The sequence below is a fragment of the Streptomyces sp. NPDC001828 genome (assembly GCF_042892175.1).
GTDB lineage: Bacteria > Actinomycetota > Actinomycetes > Streptomycetales > Streptomycetaceae > Streptomyces.
The window spans coordinates 222,484-239,648 of the sequence record NZ_JBIATV010000008.1 but is presented as its reverse complement, the minus strand read 5'-3'; the positions used below and the strand labels follow the sequence as shown (position 1 = coordinate 239,648).

Annotated in this window: 12 protein-coding genes; 8 read left to right on the top strand and 4 right to left on the bottom strand. The window is 67.3% G+C overall.

The features are described 5' to 3' along the window. The first annotated feature begins 1 nt into the window (after position 1). From ACFYZA_RS23145 to ACFYZA_RS23115, 7 genes are all read left to right on the top strand, one after another. Positions 2–1,198: an energy-coupling factor transporter transmembrane component T gene (locus tag ACFYZA_RS23145; RefSeq protein ID WP_388492476.1), complete on the top strand. Its 1,197-nt coding sequence runs from the start codon at positions 2–4 to the stop codon at positions 1,196–1,198. After that, positions 1,195–2,877 (top strand): ABC transporter ATP-binding protein, encoded by a 1,683-nt coding sequence (locus ACFYZA_RS23140; protein ID WP_388492474.1) that lies wholly within the window; start codon positions 1,195–1,197, stop codon positions 2,875–2,877. Before ACFYZA_RS23145 ends, ACFYZA_RS23140 begins: the two co-directional genes overlap by 4 nt. 68 nt (positions 2,878–2,945) lie before the next feature. After that, the gene (locus tag ACFYZA_RS23135; RefSeq protein ID WP_388492699.1) at positions 2,946–3,716 is read left to right on the top strand and encodes an ECF transporter S component; all 771 of its coding nucleotides are present in this window, start codon (positions 2,946–2,948) and stop codon (positions 3,714–3,716) included. An 83-nt stretch (positions 3,717–3,799) separates the two neighbouring features. Further along, complete coding sequence (locus ACFYZA_RS23130; RefSeq protein ID WP_388492473.1) at positions 3,800–4,279, top strand: DUF4430 domain-containing protein; 480 nt, start codon at positions 3,800–3,802, stop codon at positions 4,277–4,279. A gap of 300 nt (positions 4,280–4,579) precedes the next feature. After that, positions 4,580–5,515: a tyrosine-type recombinase/integrase gene (locus tag ACFYZA_RS23125; protein ID WP_388492471.1), complete on the top strand. Its 936-nt coding sequence runs from the start codon at positions 4,580–4,582 to the stop codon at positions 5,513–5,515. 655 nt (positions 5,516–6,170) lie between these two features. Beyond that, on the top strand, positions 6,171–7,418 hold the full coding sequence (locus ACFYZA_RS23120) for a hypothetical protein (RefSeq protein WP_388492470.1): 1,248 nt from the start codon (positions 6,171–6,173) through the stop codon (positions 7,416–7,418). A 327-nt stretch (positions 7,419–7,745) separates the two neighbouring features. Continuing rightward, on the top strand, positions 7,746–10,799 hold the full coding sequence (locus tag ACFYZA_RS23115; protein ID WP_388492468.1) for a hypothetical protein: 3,054 nt from the start codon (positions 7,746–7,748) through the stop codon (positions 10,797–10,799). A 268-nt stretch (positions 10,800–11,067) separates the two neighbouring features. Here the strand turns inward: ACFYZA_RS23115 and ACFYZA_RS23110 are convergent, their stop codons facing one another. The 4 genes from ACFYZA_RS23110 to ACFYZA_RS23095 all read right to left on the bottom strand — a co-directional run bounded on the left by ACFYZA_RS23110 (position 11,068) and on the right by ACFYZA_RS23095 (position 15,919). Beyond that, positions 11,068–12,210 carry a hypothetical protein gene (locus tag ACFYZA_RS23110; protein WP_388492466.1) on the bottom strand — a complete coding sequence of 381 codons (1,143 nt, stop codon included), beginning with the start codon at positions 12,208–12,210 and terminating at the stop codon, positions 11,068–11,070. Between the two features lie 289 nt (positions 12,211–12,499). Then, positions 12,500–13,159 (bottom strand): hypothetical protein, encoded by a 660-nt coding sequence (locus ACFYZA_RS23105; protein WP_388492464.1) that lies wholly within the window; start codon positions 13,157–13,159, stop codon positions 12,500–12,502. A 61-nt stretch (positions 13,160–13,220) separates the two neighbouring features. Next, positions 13,221–14,141, bottom strand: coding sequence for a hypothetical protein (locus ACFYZA_RS23100; RefSeq protein ID WP_388492463.1), 921 nt, complete (start codon positions 14,139–14,141; stop codon positions 13,221–13,223). Continuing rightward, the gene (locus ACFYZA_RS23095) at positions 14,138–15,919 is read right to left on the bottom strand and encodes a hypothetical protein (protein ID WP_388492462.1); all 1,782 of its coding nucleotides are present in this window, start codon (positions 15,917–15,919) and stop codon (positions 14,138–14,140) included. The genes ACFYZA_RS23100 and ACFYZA_RS23095 overlap by 4 nt, the downstream gene beginning before the upstream one ends. Before the next feature lie 87 nt (positions 15,920–16,006). On the opposite strand from ACFYZA_RS23095, the gene ACFYZA_RS23090 reads away from it, so the two are divergent. Further along, positions 16,007–16,729 (top strand): NUDIX domain-containing protein, encoded by a 723-nt coding sequence (locus ACFYZA_RS23090; protein ID WP_376207103.1) that lies wholly within the window; start codon positions 16,007–16,009, stop codon positions 16,727–16,729. Positions 16,730–17,165 lie beyond the last annotated feature (436 nt).

The following is a 17,165-nucleotide window of genomic DNA, read 5'->3' as shown; positions in this document are numbered from 1 at the left end:
CATGAACGCGCCCGCCAGAGCGCGCCCGTCCGTGTCCGGTGCCGCACCGGACACGGACGGGCGCCGCCTGCCCCGCACACTGCACCCCATGGCCTGGTGGGTGTGGGCCCTGGCCCTGGCCACCGCCGTCAGCCGCACCAACAACCCCCTGCTGCTGATCCTGGTCCTCACGGTTCTCGGCTACGTGATCACCATGCGCCGCACCGAGGCGCCCTGGGCCCGGGGCTTCAAGTACTACCTGTACCTGGCGGTTTCGGTCGTCGCGATCCGCGTGGTCTTCCGGGCCCTGTTCGCCACCGGCATCACCCCGCACGACCACTTCCTCTTCTCGCTCCCCCACATCCCGACTCCCGCCTGGTACGCGGGCATCCAACTCGGCGGCCCCGTCTCGCTGGAGGCCCTGCTCTCGGCAGCCGTGGACGGGCTGCGCCTGGCCTGCATGCTGTGCTGCATCGGCGCCGCCAACACCCTGGCCAACCCGAAGCGGGCGCTGCGCGTCCTGCCCGGCGCCCTCTACGAACTCGGTGTCGCGGTCACCGTGTCGATCAGCGTGGCCCCCCAACTGGTGCAGAGCGTCCAGCGGGTGCACCGGGCACGGCGCCTGCGCGCCGGCCGCACCAAGGGGCTGCGCGCGCTGCGCGGCATCGTCGTCCCCGTCCTCGAAGACGCCCTGGAGCGCTCGCTGCGCCTGGCCGCGGCCATGGACTCGCGCGGCTACGGCAGGGCCGGGAGCGCGACGAAGCGCTCCCGCCGGCTGACCGGGCTCCTCCTCCTGCTCGGCATGTGCGGGCTCTGCTCGGGGGCGTACGGGCTGCTCGACGCCACCGCGCCCAAGCTGCTCGGCTTTCCCTCCATGGCGGTCGGCGCGCTGCTCTGCATCGCGGGGCTGCGGCTCGGAGGCCGGCGGGTCACCCGCACGTCCTATCGCCCCGATCCCTGGCGGTTCGAGGAGTGGGCCGTGACGGGGTCCGGCGTGCTGTCCGCAGTCCTGCTCTTCACCGACGTCGGGTTCAACGCGGCCGAACTCAACCCATCCATCTACCCGTTGAGCTGGCCCACCCTGCCGCTGGTTCCGGCCGCCGCGATCCTGCTCGCGGGCGCCGCCGGGTTCATCGCTCCGCCGCCGCTGCCCGCGACCCTTCCGGCCGCACCGCAGCGCGCTGCCGCGCAGCCCTCCGAGAAAGCCGCCGCCACGTGATCACCTTCGACCATGTCACCGTCCAGTACGACGAGGCGGCCGAACCCGTACTGCGCGACGTCGACCTGACCGTCGAGGAGGGCGAACTCTGTCTCGTCGTGGGCCACACCGGTGTCGGCAAGTCGACCCTGCTGGGCGCGGTGAACGGGCTGGTGCCCCACTTCACCGGTGGGACGGTCTACGGCTCCGTGACCGTGGACGGCCGCGACACCGCGCACCACCCGCCGCGCGAGCTGGCCGATGTGGTCGGTGTCGTAGGCCAGGACCCGCTCGACGGCTTCGTGACCGACACCGTCGAGGAGGAACTGGCTTACGCGATGGAACAGTTGGCGGTGCCGCCGGAGACCATGCGCAAGCGCGTCGAGGAGACGCTGGACCTGCTCGGCCTCGCCGACCTGCGCCACCGCGCGCTGCACGAGCTCTCCGGCGGGCAGCAGCAGCGTGTGGCCATCGGCTCCGTCCTCACCGCGCACCCACGCGTCCTGGTCCTCGACGAGCCGACCTCCGCGCTTGACCCGACCGCCGCCGAGGAGGTCCTCGCGGCGATCACCCGTCTCGTCCACGATCTCGGTGTCACCGTGCTGCTCGCGGAGCACCGGTTGGAACGGGTGGTGCAGTACGCGGACCGGGTCCTCTACCTGCCGGGCGACGGCCGTGTCGTCACAGGCGCGCCCGCCGAGGTGTTCCGCACGACGGCCATCGCACCACCGATCGTCGAACTGGGCCGGCACGCCGGCTGGACCCCTCTGCCGCTCTCCGTACGGGATGCCCGCCGCGCGGCGGCGCCGCTGCGCACGCGCCTGACCGGCCGCGTGGTCCCGCCCGCCCGGCCGACGGCCTCCGGCGCACCGCGCCCGCGCGTCCTCGACGCCCGTGGGGTGAGCGTCCGCTACCGGGGCCAGGCGCTGCCCGCGGTGCGTGAGGTCGACCTGGAGCTGCGCGGAGGCGAAACGGTCGCTCTCATGGGCCGCAACGGCTCCGGCAAGTCCTCGCTGCTCTGGGCGCTCCAGGGCTCGGGACAGCGCTCGGACGGGACCGTGCGCGTGACCCCATGGAACCCCTCGGACCGCGCCGCGCCGGGCGTGGCCCGCGACCCCGGCTCGGTGTCCGCGACCCGGGCGCGACAGCTGGTGGGGCTGGTGCCCCAGACCCCGACCGACCTGCTCTATCTGGAGAGTGTGAAGCAGGAACTCGACCAGGCGGACAGCGAGTCCGCCGTGGCCGCGGGGCCCTCCGCCCGCTCGATCCTGGACCGGCTGGCACCCGGCATCGGCGACGCGGCACACCCCCGGGACCTGTCCGAGGGGCAGAAGCTGGCGCTCGTCCTGGCGATCCAGCTCTCCGCGGCACCCGGCGTCGTCCTCCTCGACGAGCCGACCCGCGGCCTCGACTACCGCGCGAAGGCCCAACTGAACGCGATTTTGGACACGTTGGCGGCCGAGGGCCGGGCGGTGGTCGTCTCGACCCACGACGTGGAGTTCGTCGCCCGCACCGCGGACCGCGTCGTAGTCATGGCCGAGGGCGAGATCGTCGCCGACGGCCCTGCCGCCGATGTCGTGGTCTCCTCACCGGTCTTCGCCCCACAGGTCGCCAAGGTGCTCTCCCCGCTGCCCTACCTGACGATCGATCAGGTGAGGACTGGGACCGAGAGTGCCCGCGTTGAAGGCGGTGTTCAGTGAGCGACGCCATCACCCGGGTGCGTACCACCGCCATCCGCGTCACGCCGCGCGCCGGCGTCGTCATCGCGATGGCGGCCTTCCTGGGCCTGGTCGCCTTCTTCTGGCCGTTCGTGGTCGCTCCGGGGAAGTTCGGCTCCCAGTACGCGCCGCCGCTCATTTTCGGAGCGCTGCTCGTCCTCGTCCTGTGCGTGGTGGTCTCGGAGATCGCCGAGGGCGGCATCAGCTCCAAGGCGCTCGCCATGCTCGGAGTGCTGTCGGCGGTCAACGCGGCGATCCGGCCGCTCGGCGCGGGGACCGCGGGCATCGAGACGGTGTTCTTCATCCTGGTCCTGGCCGGCCGCGTCTACGGACCGGGCTTCGGCTTCACCCTCGGCTGCACTTCGCTGTTCGCCTCGGCCCTCATCACCGGCGGCGTCGGGCCGTGGATGCCGTACCAGATGTTCGGCTGCGCCTTCGTCGGCATGCTGGCCGGCTTCCTGCCGCGCGCCTCGGGCCGCCTGGAGGTCCTGATGCTCGCGGTGTACGGATCCCTCTCGGGCTATCTGTTCGGCTTCCTCCTCAACCTGTCGTTCTGGCCGTTCTCCCTCGACCCCAACAGCTCGATCGCCTACCTTCCCGGCCTGCCCTTCACCGAGCAGTGGCACCGCTACCTCGCCTTCGACCTGGCCACGTCCCTCGGCTGGGACACCGGGCGGGCGGTCACCAACTTCATCTGCGTCACCCTCGCGGGACCGGCGGTCCTCACCGTCTTCCGCCGTGCCGCCCGCAAGGCCCGCTTCCAGGCTCCCATCACGTTCGCCGCCCGGCCCGACGCGAGCGTCCCGGCTGTCGAGGCGTAGCGAACGGCCGCGCCGCCCCATGCCCCGCACGGCGCAGATGCGCCCTGCGGCCCATCCCAGCCCAACCCTAGAGAGGCTCCACCATGCGCCAGACAGTCCTGCGCCACGCCGCCCTGTCCACCACCGCCATAGGTCTCGCCCTCACCGCGACCCCGGCATTCGCCTGCCCCGCCCCGAACACGAACGCACCCGTCGTCGTGACGGTCACGGTCAAGGGACCCGACGGCACGCTCTTCAACGGCAAGATCAGAACCAAGGGTCACGCCGTGACCACCACCGGCGGGACCCACACCTGCGACGGCACCAACGGCGCCAAGAACCCCGCGCCCGTCCCCACCCCGACCGCCGCCCTGGACGACGCCGCCCATCGGCGCGGCTTCACCTGGGACGGCACCTGGTACGCCTCGTTCGACGACTTCTCCGTGGACACCATCAAGAACGTGAGCGGCGGCACGTCGGCCTACTGGAACATCTCCGTCAACGGCACCCCCACCCCGGTCGGCGGCTGCCAGTTCGCCCTCAAGTCCGGTGACAAGGTCGCCTTCACCTGGACCAGCTTCTAGCCCTTCGCGGGCCCGGCGCGATGCCCTCCCCGCCGGGCCCGCTCACGCCGGCCTCTCACCGGAACCGACCCGTTGCTGCGGCACAGCAGCCCCGAGGCACGCGCCCCGAACATCCTTCCGCACCAGTGGAGTTCCCCCGGCGACGCCCCTCTCGGCGCCCGATCATCGACGACCCGAAGTGCCCGCACACCCCTCGCTCGAAACGGACAGCTGACGCCCCGAGGAGTTCGTATGCCGTGGCAACCGAAGCTGATCCGCAGCAACGCCCCGGGGCACCTCTCGCTGACGCTCGGACATCCCTTGGTCGACGACTATCTGCGCAACCTCGCGGCACACCGTCGCCCCAACACACTCCTGTCCCGGGCCTACGACCTCAAGGCGTTCTTCTCCACAGTGCCCAAGGATCCGGCCGACGTCGTCACCCGAGACGTCCTCACGTTCGTCACCGAACAGCAGAACAGGCACCACTTCTCGTCCGGAGCTCAGAGGGAGACCCGCGGCGCGCGTCTCTCAAGACGAACCATCGAGCGCCAACTGGCCAGTGTGTCAAATCTGTTCGGCTACCTGATGACCCGTGACGACCTGTCCATCGATCACAATCCGGTGCCGCCTCCCGACACTCGCCGGACCGGCCTCCCCAGCACACCACCCCTGCGCCCGCGACGCTCCTTCCCGGCCACCCCCGTACCGAAGGAAGCCGAACGGGCCCTCATGGCGCTCGCCACCGCCCGCGACCGTGCCATGGTCAGTGCCGTGCTGCGAGGCGAACTGGACCGCCGTGAGCTGCTCGGACTCCGCGTGAGCGATCTTCTACCGGAGGAGAACCACGTCCACGTCCGCGAGGCCGGAGGAAAGGCCGGACGCCTCGCTCGCGTTTCCGAGCCCTTCGTCAGTGCGGTGGACGAATACGTCGCCCGCGAGCGCCCCCGCGTCCCGCACGACTGGCTGTTCGTCGTGTTGCGAGGGCCGACGCGCGGTCGGCCGATGTCCACCGAAGCCCTGGAATCGGTCTTGAAAGGCTTTCGTCAACGTGCGGGTGGTGTCGACAACGCCATACCGCCTCCGGCCCCGGCGCCCAGCGGCATGCCGCCCCGCGACGCCCAAAGCCCTTGGGCATGGGTCGCAAGCACAGGGGACTTCGGACCCGCGCGCGTGCACCTCTCCACAGGCGTCCAGTCCAGTCTCTTCCACGCGGCCTCCCAGCCCCGGACCGAAAATCCGATAGCCGGTCGGTGAAGCCGCTCACCAGGACCGGGCCTCGGTGGCGTCACTCGATCGGCGAAAGCCGTGCCGTGGCAGCAGACGAAGAATCTACTGAGCCTGTCGCCCACGGCGAACATCTACAGCCACCTCACCCGACAGGCAGCCCGCGAGGCAGTCGACACCATCGACCGCACCCACACCGGAGCCGAGAAGACCGGCCCCGAAACGAGCCGTCCGGCGTGGCCGCGACCACCACGCGACCACATCCGCCAACTCCGCGAGGCCCTCGGCGCACTCCGCTCCCCGCGCCGCCGGCCTTCAGCACCACGGCCGACCGGCCCCAGCCTGGACGTGCGACCACACCGCGACCACCATGGCCCCGGACGCACGAAAGGCCGTCCTCCCATGGATGAGAGAACGGCCTCCGACCTGCTTGAAGCATGGTCGGGACGACAGGATTTGAACCTGCGACCCCTTGACCCCCAGGGTCGAGAATATTTTCTGGATATAGCGGACTTAATCCGCGTGCAAGCTGTGCATGGAAGCATGCACCGTGCACCACCGCGCGTACCGTGTGGTCCCCAAGATCGCTGTCCTGGCGGTGAGGATCGCTCTGGCGTCTCTGGTCACCGCAGGGTGAGGGCAGATTTGCCGGCGGACTGTCAGTGCCCGCGCATAGCCTGCCGACATGTCCTCGACTCGCGATGAGCTTCGCCATGTCATGCTCGGTTCCCTCTTTACACCTGAGGTTCCCCTGGGGTTGACCCGGGGCATCCTCATCACCTGCCACGTCTCGGCGACAGGCAAGGGCAAGCTCCACGGAATCCCCGAGTGCCGCACGCTGCGGTCAGCCGCCTCCGTGAACCAGATCGACGTCCCCTTCGACGAAGCCGTGGCGCGGCTCTGCCCGAGCTGTCGGTGGCCTCTGCCCACAGACAGCCTCATCCTGCCGCTCGGCGCCGCCGTAAGCGAAGTGGATTCACTCGCCATCTGGCTCGACCGTGAGTCCAAGAACGAGGAGGACCTCGAGGCCGAGCGTGACGCCGCCACCGCCCTCACCGCCGGCGAGTACCCGCCCCCCGCCACCGAATCCGGCGACGAGCAGGAGAAAGACGACGACGAGGCCGGGCACGACGAGGAATGGAAGCGATACGACCGCGCCCGCAACTTCCGCTCCCGCCGTCACGAGCACTGGCGTCGGCTGCACTCCTACCTGACACGGAGCAACGAGGCCGTGTCCGAGTACCCCTTCCTCGCCCCCTGGGCCGATGGTCTGCAGAGTCGCCTCGCCACGGCCCTCGACGAGGAGCGTCGGGCCTTCGCGGCCCTCGTGCAGCCGATCCGCCTGCTGGAGGCGGCTGCCGTGCGTACCATGCCCGAGCCGAAGTTCTCCCCCAACCCGGGCCTCGCCGGGTTGGGGGCGGAGGCGGAGAAGACCTTCCGGCGAGCATGGTACGAGTGGAGTCGGCGAGCCGTCTGGTCCTGGCGCCGCCTGGAAGATCAGGACTTCTCGGTCTACACCGTCGTCAGCGACGCCTTCGGACGTCGCCGTAAGGGGAAGCTCGAGGCCCACGCCGCCTTCCGCCGACTCACTGCCGACTGGATCCGTCAGGCACGCGAAGAAGCCGGCCGCCCCGTCAGTACGCCATGGCAGCTGATGGCGGTGAAGGCGCCCGCCCTCGTCAGGACCCACCACAGCGAGCCGGAACGCGACCCTCTCACCTTGTGGGAAGCAGCGGTCATCGCCACCTACCAGGTGGCCTTCAACCGGAAGGCCGGCACCACAGCGCTGCTCGTTCCCCACCTCGTCGCCGAGCAACTGCTCGAATGCGCCTCCGAGAACATGCCGGTCCAACGCCTGGCTCCCGACGGCAGCGCGCTACCGGCAGAGATGCTGCTCGATCAGTGGGACCACGCGGGGCTCAACCTCTCATGACCGCCCCTCACGTACTCAGGGGAGCCGAGCAGACGGCCAACCGTGCGGGCCGGACCGCACGCCTGGGACAACCACGCCCCGGGAGGCCGCGCTCCCACGGATGAGAGAACGGCCTCCGAACTGCGAAAAGCATGGTCGAGATGGCATGTTTTGAACCTGCGCCCCTTGACCTCCAGCGGGCCCTCTCGGCCCCGAGGCGGTCGCGCATCACGTCTGCCCGCACCGATCGTGGGTCGGCGGCTGCTCCAGCGCGCACAGAAGAACGTGGCTCACGACGTTCCCTCCGACAGCACGCCGGTTGTCAGTGGTGTGGGAAAGAATCCTTGCGTGGCGACTTACCCTGAGACCGAACGCTATATCCAGTTTCTGCTTGAGCAGTTGGCGGGCCGCAACGAGCACCATGTGTTCGAGCAGATCGTATTTCAGATTGCGCTGCGCCGGCTGAGCAGCAACATCGTGCCCGCTACCGGTCCGGTAAGTGCTGGCGGGGACCAGGGACGTGATGCCGAGTCGTACTACACGAACCTGCCACACGAGCTGCCTGGGGCAGGCGGGTTCGTCGGGCGTGCCACCACGGAGCCATGGGTCCTGGCGGCATCCGTGCAGAAGCCGCCGTTGGACGGGAAGATCCGCGACGACCTGAAGTCGATCTGCAGCCGAGGCGAACCCGTGCGCAGGGTGGCCTTCTTCGCGGTGCACGAAATCCCGGTGGCGGCACGGCACCGGTTGCAGCAACATGCGCGGGACACCTATGACGTCGCCCTGGACGTGTTCGACGGGCAGGCTGTGGCTGGCATGCTCGCCCAGGGCGACCTGGTCTGGGTCGCCCAGCGGTTTCTGGATCTGCCCTCGGCGATGATCCCGGACGAGCCAGCCGAGGCACATCCGGACTGGTACCGCTCCACCCTGACCGCTTTGCGGGAGCGGCCGGGTAAGCGTCTGACGCCGGGAGCCCTGTCCGAGGTCCGGGACGGTTTGCGGCATGCGACCTTCGACGACGAGGCGCGAGTGGACCTGGCCGAGTGGCTCGGCTACGTCGGGGAATTCATCGACGCTTGGGACGGAGAGCTCGCTCTGCGGGCGCGCTACGAACGAGTGTTGGCTGTTCTGCGCGGGAAGAACAGCTTGGACGGTGTCGAAGCGGATATCCGGGAAGTCATCGACGCCGCCCTGTCCTCGGAGCGTGTCGCGCTCCTGGATGACGCGGGCCAACTGCTGCTGTACTGGGGCGGTGCCTGGCTGCGTCACCTGGGTACGGCGAACGCCCAGGAACTGCGCGAGTTGAACCTCCGCCTGCGGCAGCGTGTAGCCGTCGTGATCGAGGCCACCGACGCCGCTGTCTACCCCGTACGCAAGGCGTCGCTCCTCGACGTGGCCGCCCGCCTGTGTCTGCACCCGCGTTGGCCGCAGGTCACACGCCCGGCCGCAGGGGCGCTACCCACCCCGCAGGAGACGACACGGCTGCGGCGGGCGGGTGAGATCGTGCCCACTGTCAGCTCGGCCAACCCGCTGGTGGACGTCACCGTGGCGATGGACTGTCTGGAACAGCTGGTCGACCTGCTGCCGCAGGCCCCTGCCTTCCCAGTCGACGGTGTGAGCGAGACGTTCCAGATCTTCGCACCCTCCCTCACCGAAGACCCACGCTACGAGAAGATCCGTGACGCGCTGGACGCCGCGCAGGCGGACCTCGCAGGCGACAGCAGTGTCGCCGCACGCTGCCGAGACCGTGCGATGGCATTCCTTCGCGCGGGCAGACCGCTGGACGCGCTGCACGAACTACACGAGGTCAAAATCAACTGGTGGCACGGCGACACCCTGCGCGGCGCGCTCCTCACCATGCGCATGATCGGAAAGATCTACGGCGACCTGGACCTGCAGCAAGCCGCCCGGCAGTACGCGCTAACCGCCGCCGCCGTCGCCGCCTCACCCGCAGGCCAAGAACATCAAGACCTGCTACCCGCCGCATTAACCCAAGCCATGGCCCATACCCACGCGGCTGGCCACTGGGGCGACGCCCTCGCTCTCGGCGGACTCGCCTTCATGGCCCACCACCTGTTCGCCGAAACCCCCGAGGACTACCCCTCTCACAGCTACATCCAGCAACTCGACTTCCACGCCAGCATGGTGATGCTCAGTGCAGAGCGGTTCCGCCCCGCGCTCATGCCGGTCCTGCGTGAGCTCACCGATGCGGACTACCTAGCCGACCTGGACGAACACCTCCCGCTGATCCGGCCAAGCTTCACGCAAACCGAGCAGCAGTTCATCCAGAACGCAGACGACCAGCTCACCGGAAGACCGTTTTCGGACGTGGGAGCGCACCGGGATATGAACTTCGCAGCCCTAGGCACGACATGGCGTATCCGGTGCGACAACACCCGCGCTACCGTCCTGGCAGCCGAGCGTTTCACCGCCGCGGTACAGATCTCGCTCGCGGAACTCGCCCCACACGATCCCCTGTTCTTCCCCCAGGACATCCTCGTCCGAGTGATCACGGGCACACCACTGGGCGGAGGAGACAGAGTCACCTTCCGGCCCAACAATCACGCCATCGACTGCACTGTCATCCTCAGCCCCTACAGCGCCTCAACCGACCACACAGCCTTCGAACGTGAACTGTCCACCACGGTGGTGCACCTGCTGGCCCACCTCAGCGCCAGGCCCACCGAGGCGTTCATGTCCCTGGTGAAGACAACATTCGCCCGCGGACTCCTGCACAAACTGATCAGCGGTCGCCCCTACGACGAAGCCGCCGGCTTGCTGGCCGAGGCCCACTACAACACCCTGCGGCAATCCGCCATGCCACCGTGGTCGGACACGGCATTCCAGGCCCCCACCGCCCCGCAACTCGCCCAGCCCACAACGCCGGGACCCGGCTACGACCGCACCAGAGCACTCGACATGATCCGCGACAACTACACCGACCTGCCCCAGGTACTCAGCGAGACACTGCCCCGTGTCCTGGCCGACCCCGGCATTCGCTCAGCACTGCAGGAACTGCGCGAGGAAGGATGGCTCGACTGGCAGATCCTGCTGACCCTGGCCAACATCGCCGCTAACCTGCGGCCGCAGCAGGCCAGCCCGGGCAGCATCCCCCGGGACTATCCCGCCCGCTTCTTCCGAACGCCGGAAAGCCATTACGCAACCCCACTGCCCCTGAACGCCTTCACCGCTGACAGCCTGCGTGCGCAGATGGACGTAACTCTCCTGGCCATCGCCCAACGCCGCTGGAAATTGGGCTCCGCCATGAGGACCCCCAACCTGCAGGCGTTCAAAGAGCTGTTGGCCTCGCGCTACGGCTACGCGACAGATGATGTTCCGCACCACGACCTGCTCAATGGCGCCCCGGACGAGCGCGGGGCCCTGTTTCCTCCGGGCACCTGAGGTGGTTCACCGATGTGCCGGGCGACGCACTGGAAGACGGCCCGTTCGCCCAGGCCGACCCCCGCCACGACTCGATCCAGCCGACCTCCGTGTCGCTGTGAAAGTGATCCACCCCGCGCAGGCCGAGAACCCTCAGTTTCAGGCCCCCGCTTCTGCCGAAAAGTCCTGGCTTGGATGGTGCGGATGATATGCCTGTACTGGATTTGGAGGTCGTCGAGGACATCGGCGTAGCCGGATTCCATCGCCCGGAGCTCCTCGGCGGGGCTTCTTACCCGGCAGTCCGGGGGCTGCGCGAGCGTGCCTCACACCGTCTAGGGATGCGCGATCGCGACCATGCATCCAGGATGCTGGCGACGTGACTGGTATGGTCGGCGAGCCCCTCATACAGAAGGCGGGCGTCCACGTCGGGGAAGTAGGCGTCCAGCAAGCCGTAAAACGGTTTGTGGAGGAACAGTTGCTCGTGCACGTTCCGCGGGGGTACGTAGTGGACCAGGGTGTTCCGAAAGCCGCTGTGAGCCTGCAAGATCAGACCGGTCATTGGGGCGTCCAGGATCTCCCTCAGCACGGAGCGGTCGGGAGTTCGCAGGCCAGCTCCGTACTCCTCATCCAGCTTGGCGAGACTGGAGAACACATGGTGGAGCGTGATATAGCGCAGCTTCCAAAGACTGATCGCAGAGTGCTCTGCCTCCTCGGATAAGAGGACATCAAGGGTGTTCAGCGCGCAAGTCATGGCCGTCAAAAATGCTTTGACCTCCTCAGGCAAAGAGGGGTCGAAACTTCCTCGGTAATGCCTCTTGGCCCGCACGTCTTGCATCCTCAAGTCTGACTTGCGTACCGTGTCGAGGCAGGAAGGCCCTTCCCACGGCAGTCCGCCGGATATGGCCCTCACGTAGCGTCCAATTTCCGCAGCGACCGTACGGAGTCGTGCGCCCAGTACCTCGGCTTCGAAACGTTCGGGCGGGAAACCGAGGAAGAAACTCACCGTGTGAGAGGTCGAGACGAGCCTCCCTCGGAAGCGCCACAGGCCCAGGTCTGTCTCCAGCGGCCGCGCTAGCGGGAGCCATGTGTTGTTGAGGAACTCCTGGCGGTGCTGCTCGATGATGCGCCGGAACTCGGCACTCAGCTCCGCCGGTTCCTTGGCCTTGTCATCGTAGAGCTTGACCGAGTGCCGGGCCCGAGCGATCGTCTCGGCATGGTCGTAGGCAAGTGAGGTCGCAAGATCGGGTGCGATACGGCCCAGCGCCCGCTGGGACTCGTGGAGGATCAGGCACATGTAGTTGTACAGACAGAAGACCGGGAGGATGGTCAGTTCCGGTCTGGCAATGACTCGCTGCAAGAAGCGCCGCAGGAACATGCCGTCTTGCATGATCAGCTGCACTGCGAAGTCGTTTCCGGACAGGCGCGTCGTCATAGGTGGGCCGTGCTCCCCGTGCGGTGTCTGATGTCGCCTTCTGCGGCGGGTCCCGGACCAAAGCTGTCCGAGAGAGCCGGGCAGCCGCTTCCAGCCATCGTGCCAGCAGTTCAAGCCTGCGCACATCACGTTTTTCACTCAGCTGCCGCAGAGCGCTCCGGGCGAGGGAAGCCTGTCGAGCCTCAGGTGTGCCGCCTATCTCGGGCGCAGCAGGCCCATAGCAACTTCACCTTGGTAAATCGTGCCGTGCTCCCCTTGACGAATCTTTTGGCCATCAGGTCGATAGAGGTCAGGGAGTGGGGCGGGCTGAGGAACTGTTCCTCCATGCCACGTCGAACTGCTGGAGGGCTATCGAGTAAAGAAGTCCGGGAGCCCGGGCGTAGAGGCAAGGGGAGTTCCTGGCGTGGCTGGAGCTGCTATAGAAGGTGAGGTAGGCCACCCGGTCCGTGGCGATCACGCGGCAGGTGTTGGGGAGGTTGAAGCTGCGCAGTTGGACATGGGGTTGCTCGCGGGTCACCTGGGCGATGTAGTCCGTGTTCGCCCGAACCTGGTTCTTGAGCAGACCGGGCGTGAAGCCGGGATCGAAGAGGCGTAGATCCTGTGAGCGCCGGTCGAGCCAGGAGTCGGCCGGCGCGAGTGTGTCGGGCAGCAGTACCTGGACGGATCCCGGGGATAGCTCCCCCGACCACAGAGAGGAGAAGACCTCGCGGGTGAGTACGTTTCCTCGTCCCGCCAAGACTTTGATCCAACTGGCTCGGCCGAGGTCGCGGGCAATGTCCCCTTCGGCGGACGACTGGTGACGGTACACACGGGCGAGCCCGGTGCCGGTGAGGCGCGAGCAGACCGCGACCAGCCACCACAGAGGGCGGGACCCGCGTACGAGGCCAAGGACGAGGATGATCGCGCTGGCTGCGAGCGAGCTGAGTATTCCGAATAGAAAAGCAGTCATGCGAGCCATCTCCCTGTGTATGGCTGACCTCGGGCAGGCGGATTTGGCGTTCGGTGGAGAGTCAGCAGAGATAGGGCAGGAGTTCTCGTAGGATATATGCGGCGTTCCGTGCCGCCAGCTCGTGAAAGCCGTGACCCTTGTCCTGGTCGGCATTGTCGGACACGCCCCGGATAACGATCCAGCCGGGGTTGGGTTCGCCATGGACGGAGTTCTCCTGCCAGTACTGGCTCAGTCCGCCGGCTTCCATGTCGACCGCCAAGACCTTCTCGTGATAATTCTTGAGCCAGTCACGGATATCGCTCTCCCGATCAGCGATGACGGCTTCACCGGACCCGATCAAGCCTGGGTAGACTTCGAATTCCTCCGATGCGTGCGTGGCAATTTGACCGTCGATCCGTGCCGGGGTTCCGTGATCGGCGAAGAAGGCATTTACCCCATGGACGACCGGTGCGGGGGCCTGGCGGTGTTCGCCGCGCCGGCGGACGTCCCCCAGCGGATTGATCTTGCGGTTCTCGTAATACACGATCTCGGTGGAGACAATCACGTTGCCGACACGCGCGTGCTGATCGTGAATTCCACCGCCCACGCCCACGAGTGCCCACAGCCGCGGGGTGTAGTGGCGGCGCAGGTTCTCCAGTGCGGCCATCGCCGAGCGCTGTCCCTGGCTCTGACTCTGGGTGGCCACGATGCGTACGGTTGCCTCCGGAGTAGTGTGTTCGCCCTGGTAGAAATACAGTCCCCCGCCCACCTTGCGCCGTTCGAGTTTCAACTCGTCTACTACGGAGCGCAGTTCCTCACTCAAGATTGTGACCACACCGATGTCCCATCCGGCGGCGGCCGGTTCGCCGTCCGAACCGACCTCGGCGAGGCGCGTGGAGTGGTGGGAGGGATCGGCCGGGGAGACGCGAGCGCGCTCCCCGATGGCGTTGTTGTTGAAATTGTTGTGGTCGCCGTGGCTGACGATTCCGTGATTGGTTTTCATTTGTTTCCTCCACCGCTGGAATTGGGGCCTGATATTTCATGCGCGGACGCGCCTACCTGCGCGGCGTCGCCCACGGCGTTGTTGCTGAAATTGTTGTTGTCGCCGAAGTTGAAGATGCCACTGTTGATGATTTTGGTCGCGCGATCGTTGAACTCGGACGCGTCCACATCGTGAGAGGCCAGGAAGTCACCGGTAGCCCGGAGCAGCCGGCGCTCGATCGTCTTCATCCGTCCGAGAATTTCGGTCTTCTCCAGCTGGATCTTGGACCATTCCTGCGCCGACTGCTCTCGTATGCTCACTCGGCTGCCGATCAGAACGTTACGGATTGGCGTGGAGGTGAGATCGCGGGGAAATATGACCGCTTTTGCCAGGGAATAGAGATAGCGCGCGAGTCGCCAGGAGTGTCGGATCTCCAAAGGCAGTTCAGCCAGCTCACGCAGAGCCGCCCAGGCGACTGCCAGGACACCATGGTGCCCGAATTCCGCGGTGCGCTGGAAAGATCTCGGCGTGTGGGCGAGGACGCACGCGGCGGTGGAGATGCTCAGCGTGCGCCCTTGAACGCTGATGTGCAGCAGGACCGTCGCGACGAACTCGGCCCCTTCGGCGGGAGTGGTCACCTCAAGGAAGTGGTACTCCTTCGATCCGGGCGTGTTAATGATCTCCCGCAGCCGGGTTGCGTCGAACTCGCGGGTCAGAAGCGAACGGTCAATCGCCACATCGGTCTCGGCGACGTACACGCGGTCGGTGACTCGTGCTGGAAGCCGGACGTCCTGGCTGTCGGTGTCGAGTAGCTGGACCGCCTCGCGCAGATAGTCGACCAGTTCATGCGCCCGGAACGGAGGGACGGGGTGCTCCCGTTCGTGCAGCGGTGCGCCGTCGTCGTCAGAGGGTCGGAGCAGTTGGATGCTCATGGGCGGGTTCCACTGGTAGACCAGCTCACCCGCTCCGATGAAGGGCGACTCGTCGCCGAACAGCGTGAAGACAGCGAAGTCGTCCTCGTCATCGTCCTCGCTGTGACGAGCGCGGCGGTAGACCGCACAGGGATGGCGCTGCTCCGTGTCTGCCGCCTGCTCCCGGCGGGACAGGTACCGGGGCCGCAGAGTCGGTGCCCGCATGATGCGGTGGAGTAGCAACTGCCTTACGGCTCCGACGCCGAGACATACGAACGTGATACCCGCGCCTATGTGGACGGCGGTAGTCGCCTGGCGCGGATGGGTGAGCGCAAACATCAGGCCGACCAGCGTCAGGGACAGGGCAGCCCAGCCGACGCGTCTGAGGGCGTGTGCGCTCTCCGAGTACCTACGGGGGAACAGCCACCTCAACAGAGCCCGAGGGCCCGGCACCGGTCCCAGGCCCCGGCGCTTGGATCTCCGCGCCTTCCGTCTGTTGCGCCTGGTCCGGCCGATCCGGTCGAGCTCCGGCTCCCGGTCCAGCTTCCTCAGCTCAACGGCGAGCGGAATCAGGCACAGGAGAGCGAGACCGCAGAAGACCATGACGGCGGCGGGCAGGGCGCCAACTAAGACCGGGACACTCACCGCGCCGGCCACTGTCCCCCGCAGCAGCGCGGTCAGCGCGGCGGCCCGCCACGCGTGGCGCATGACTGGGACGATGTCGAAACCGTAGGACGGGGCGACCCTGCGGTACGGGGCGGTGCACACCTCGTCGATCACGAGATCCCGGAAGCGCTCATCCACGTATACGCCGCTGCATAAGTGACGGGTGGCGGCGGAAGGTTCGTCTCCCACCACCTTGGCTGATGGCGCATGGGAAGTGAACATGCCCTACCCCTGCCCTCGTTGTGTTTTGGTCTGTGAGACCATAAGTCGCGCAAGCGTTTAAGTCAATGTGACCTTTAGGGGTTCAGCGTGGATGACTGGCTCAAAGGCTCCACCGAGGTGGAGGCGTCATGGGTGACCGTCGACCTGGCGATCTTCACGATCAGGTCCGGGCAGTTGATGGTGCTGTTGATCGAGCGCGGGGTGGAGCCCTTCCTCGGTCGGCCTGCGCTGCCAGGCGGTTACGTGCAAAAGAACGAGACCCTGCGTGAGGGCGCGCTCCGTGAACTCCGCGAGGAGGCCGGAATCGACGGGAACAAGTTGCACCTCGAACAACTCGGCGCTTACGGAGACCCCCGACGAGACCCGAGGGGGCGAGTGGTCACCATCGCCTATCTCGCATTGGGACCGGACTTGCCCGCCCCTGTGGGCGGCACCGACGCCCGGCGCGCCTATTGGGCTCCCGTCTCCCAACTGGAAGGGAAGCAGGCGGCGTTGGCGTTCGATCATCCGGCGATTCTCGCCGAAGCCCTGGAGCAGGTACGGAGCAAGCTCGAATACACCGCAGTCGCCACGGCCTTCTGCGAGGAACTCCTCACCCTGAGCGAGTTGCGCACGGTCTACGAAGTGATCTGGGGCCAGCAACTGGACCCGAGCAACTTCCGCCGCAAGGTGCTCAACACCACGGGCTTCGTCAAGCCCACCGGCGATCAACGCTTCCCCCCCACCGGCCGCCCGGCTGCCCTCTACCGCCGCGGTGACGCCTGGCTGCTCAACCCGCCGCTGCTGCGCGGTGCCGGGCACACGGTGTGACCCGCACCCGGAGTCGGACGATGTCCGAGATCGGCCCCGCCACACCCTCTTCGGTGAAGCCGTCGCCCAGCCAGCCGCGCTGAGGCAAGTCGTGCCGGGGCAAACTCACCAACTCTGAGCAGGGCGACCCGGGCCGGCGGGCTTGCCGAGCCGTTAGGACCGGTCCCGGGTCCCCACAGCATGTCTAGGACACGCGCCCCCATTACCGTCTTCGTAGCCCCGCAACGGGGTTACCGGCCTTCGGAGTTGGCATGACTACCTCCCCTTGTCGAGTGCATGGCCTGGGGGGTGGTGTCACCAGCTCCGGAGGCACTGACAGACCGCTGATTAGGGGCATGACCACCGACTTCTTCGCAGGTCGGGAGGCTCTTCGTAATGTGGATGTGGCGATCAGTGCCGTGGCAGGCCGGGTGAGTACGACCGGAGGGCACCGCGC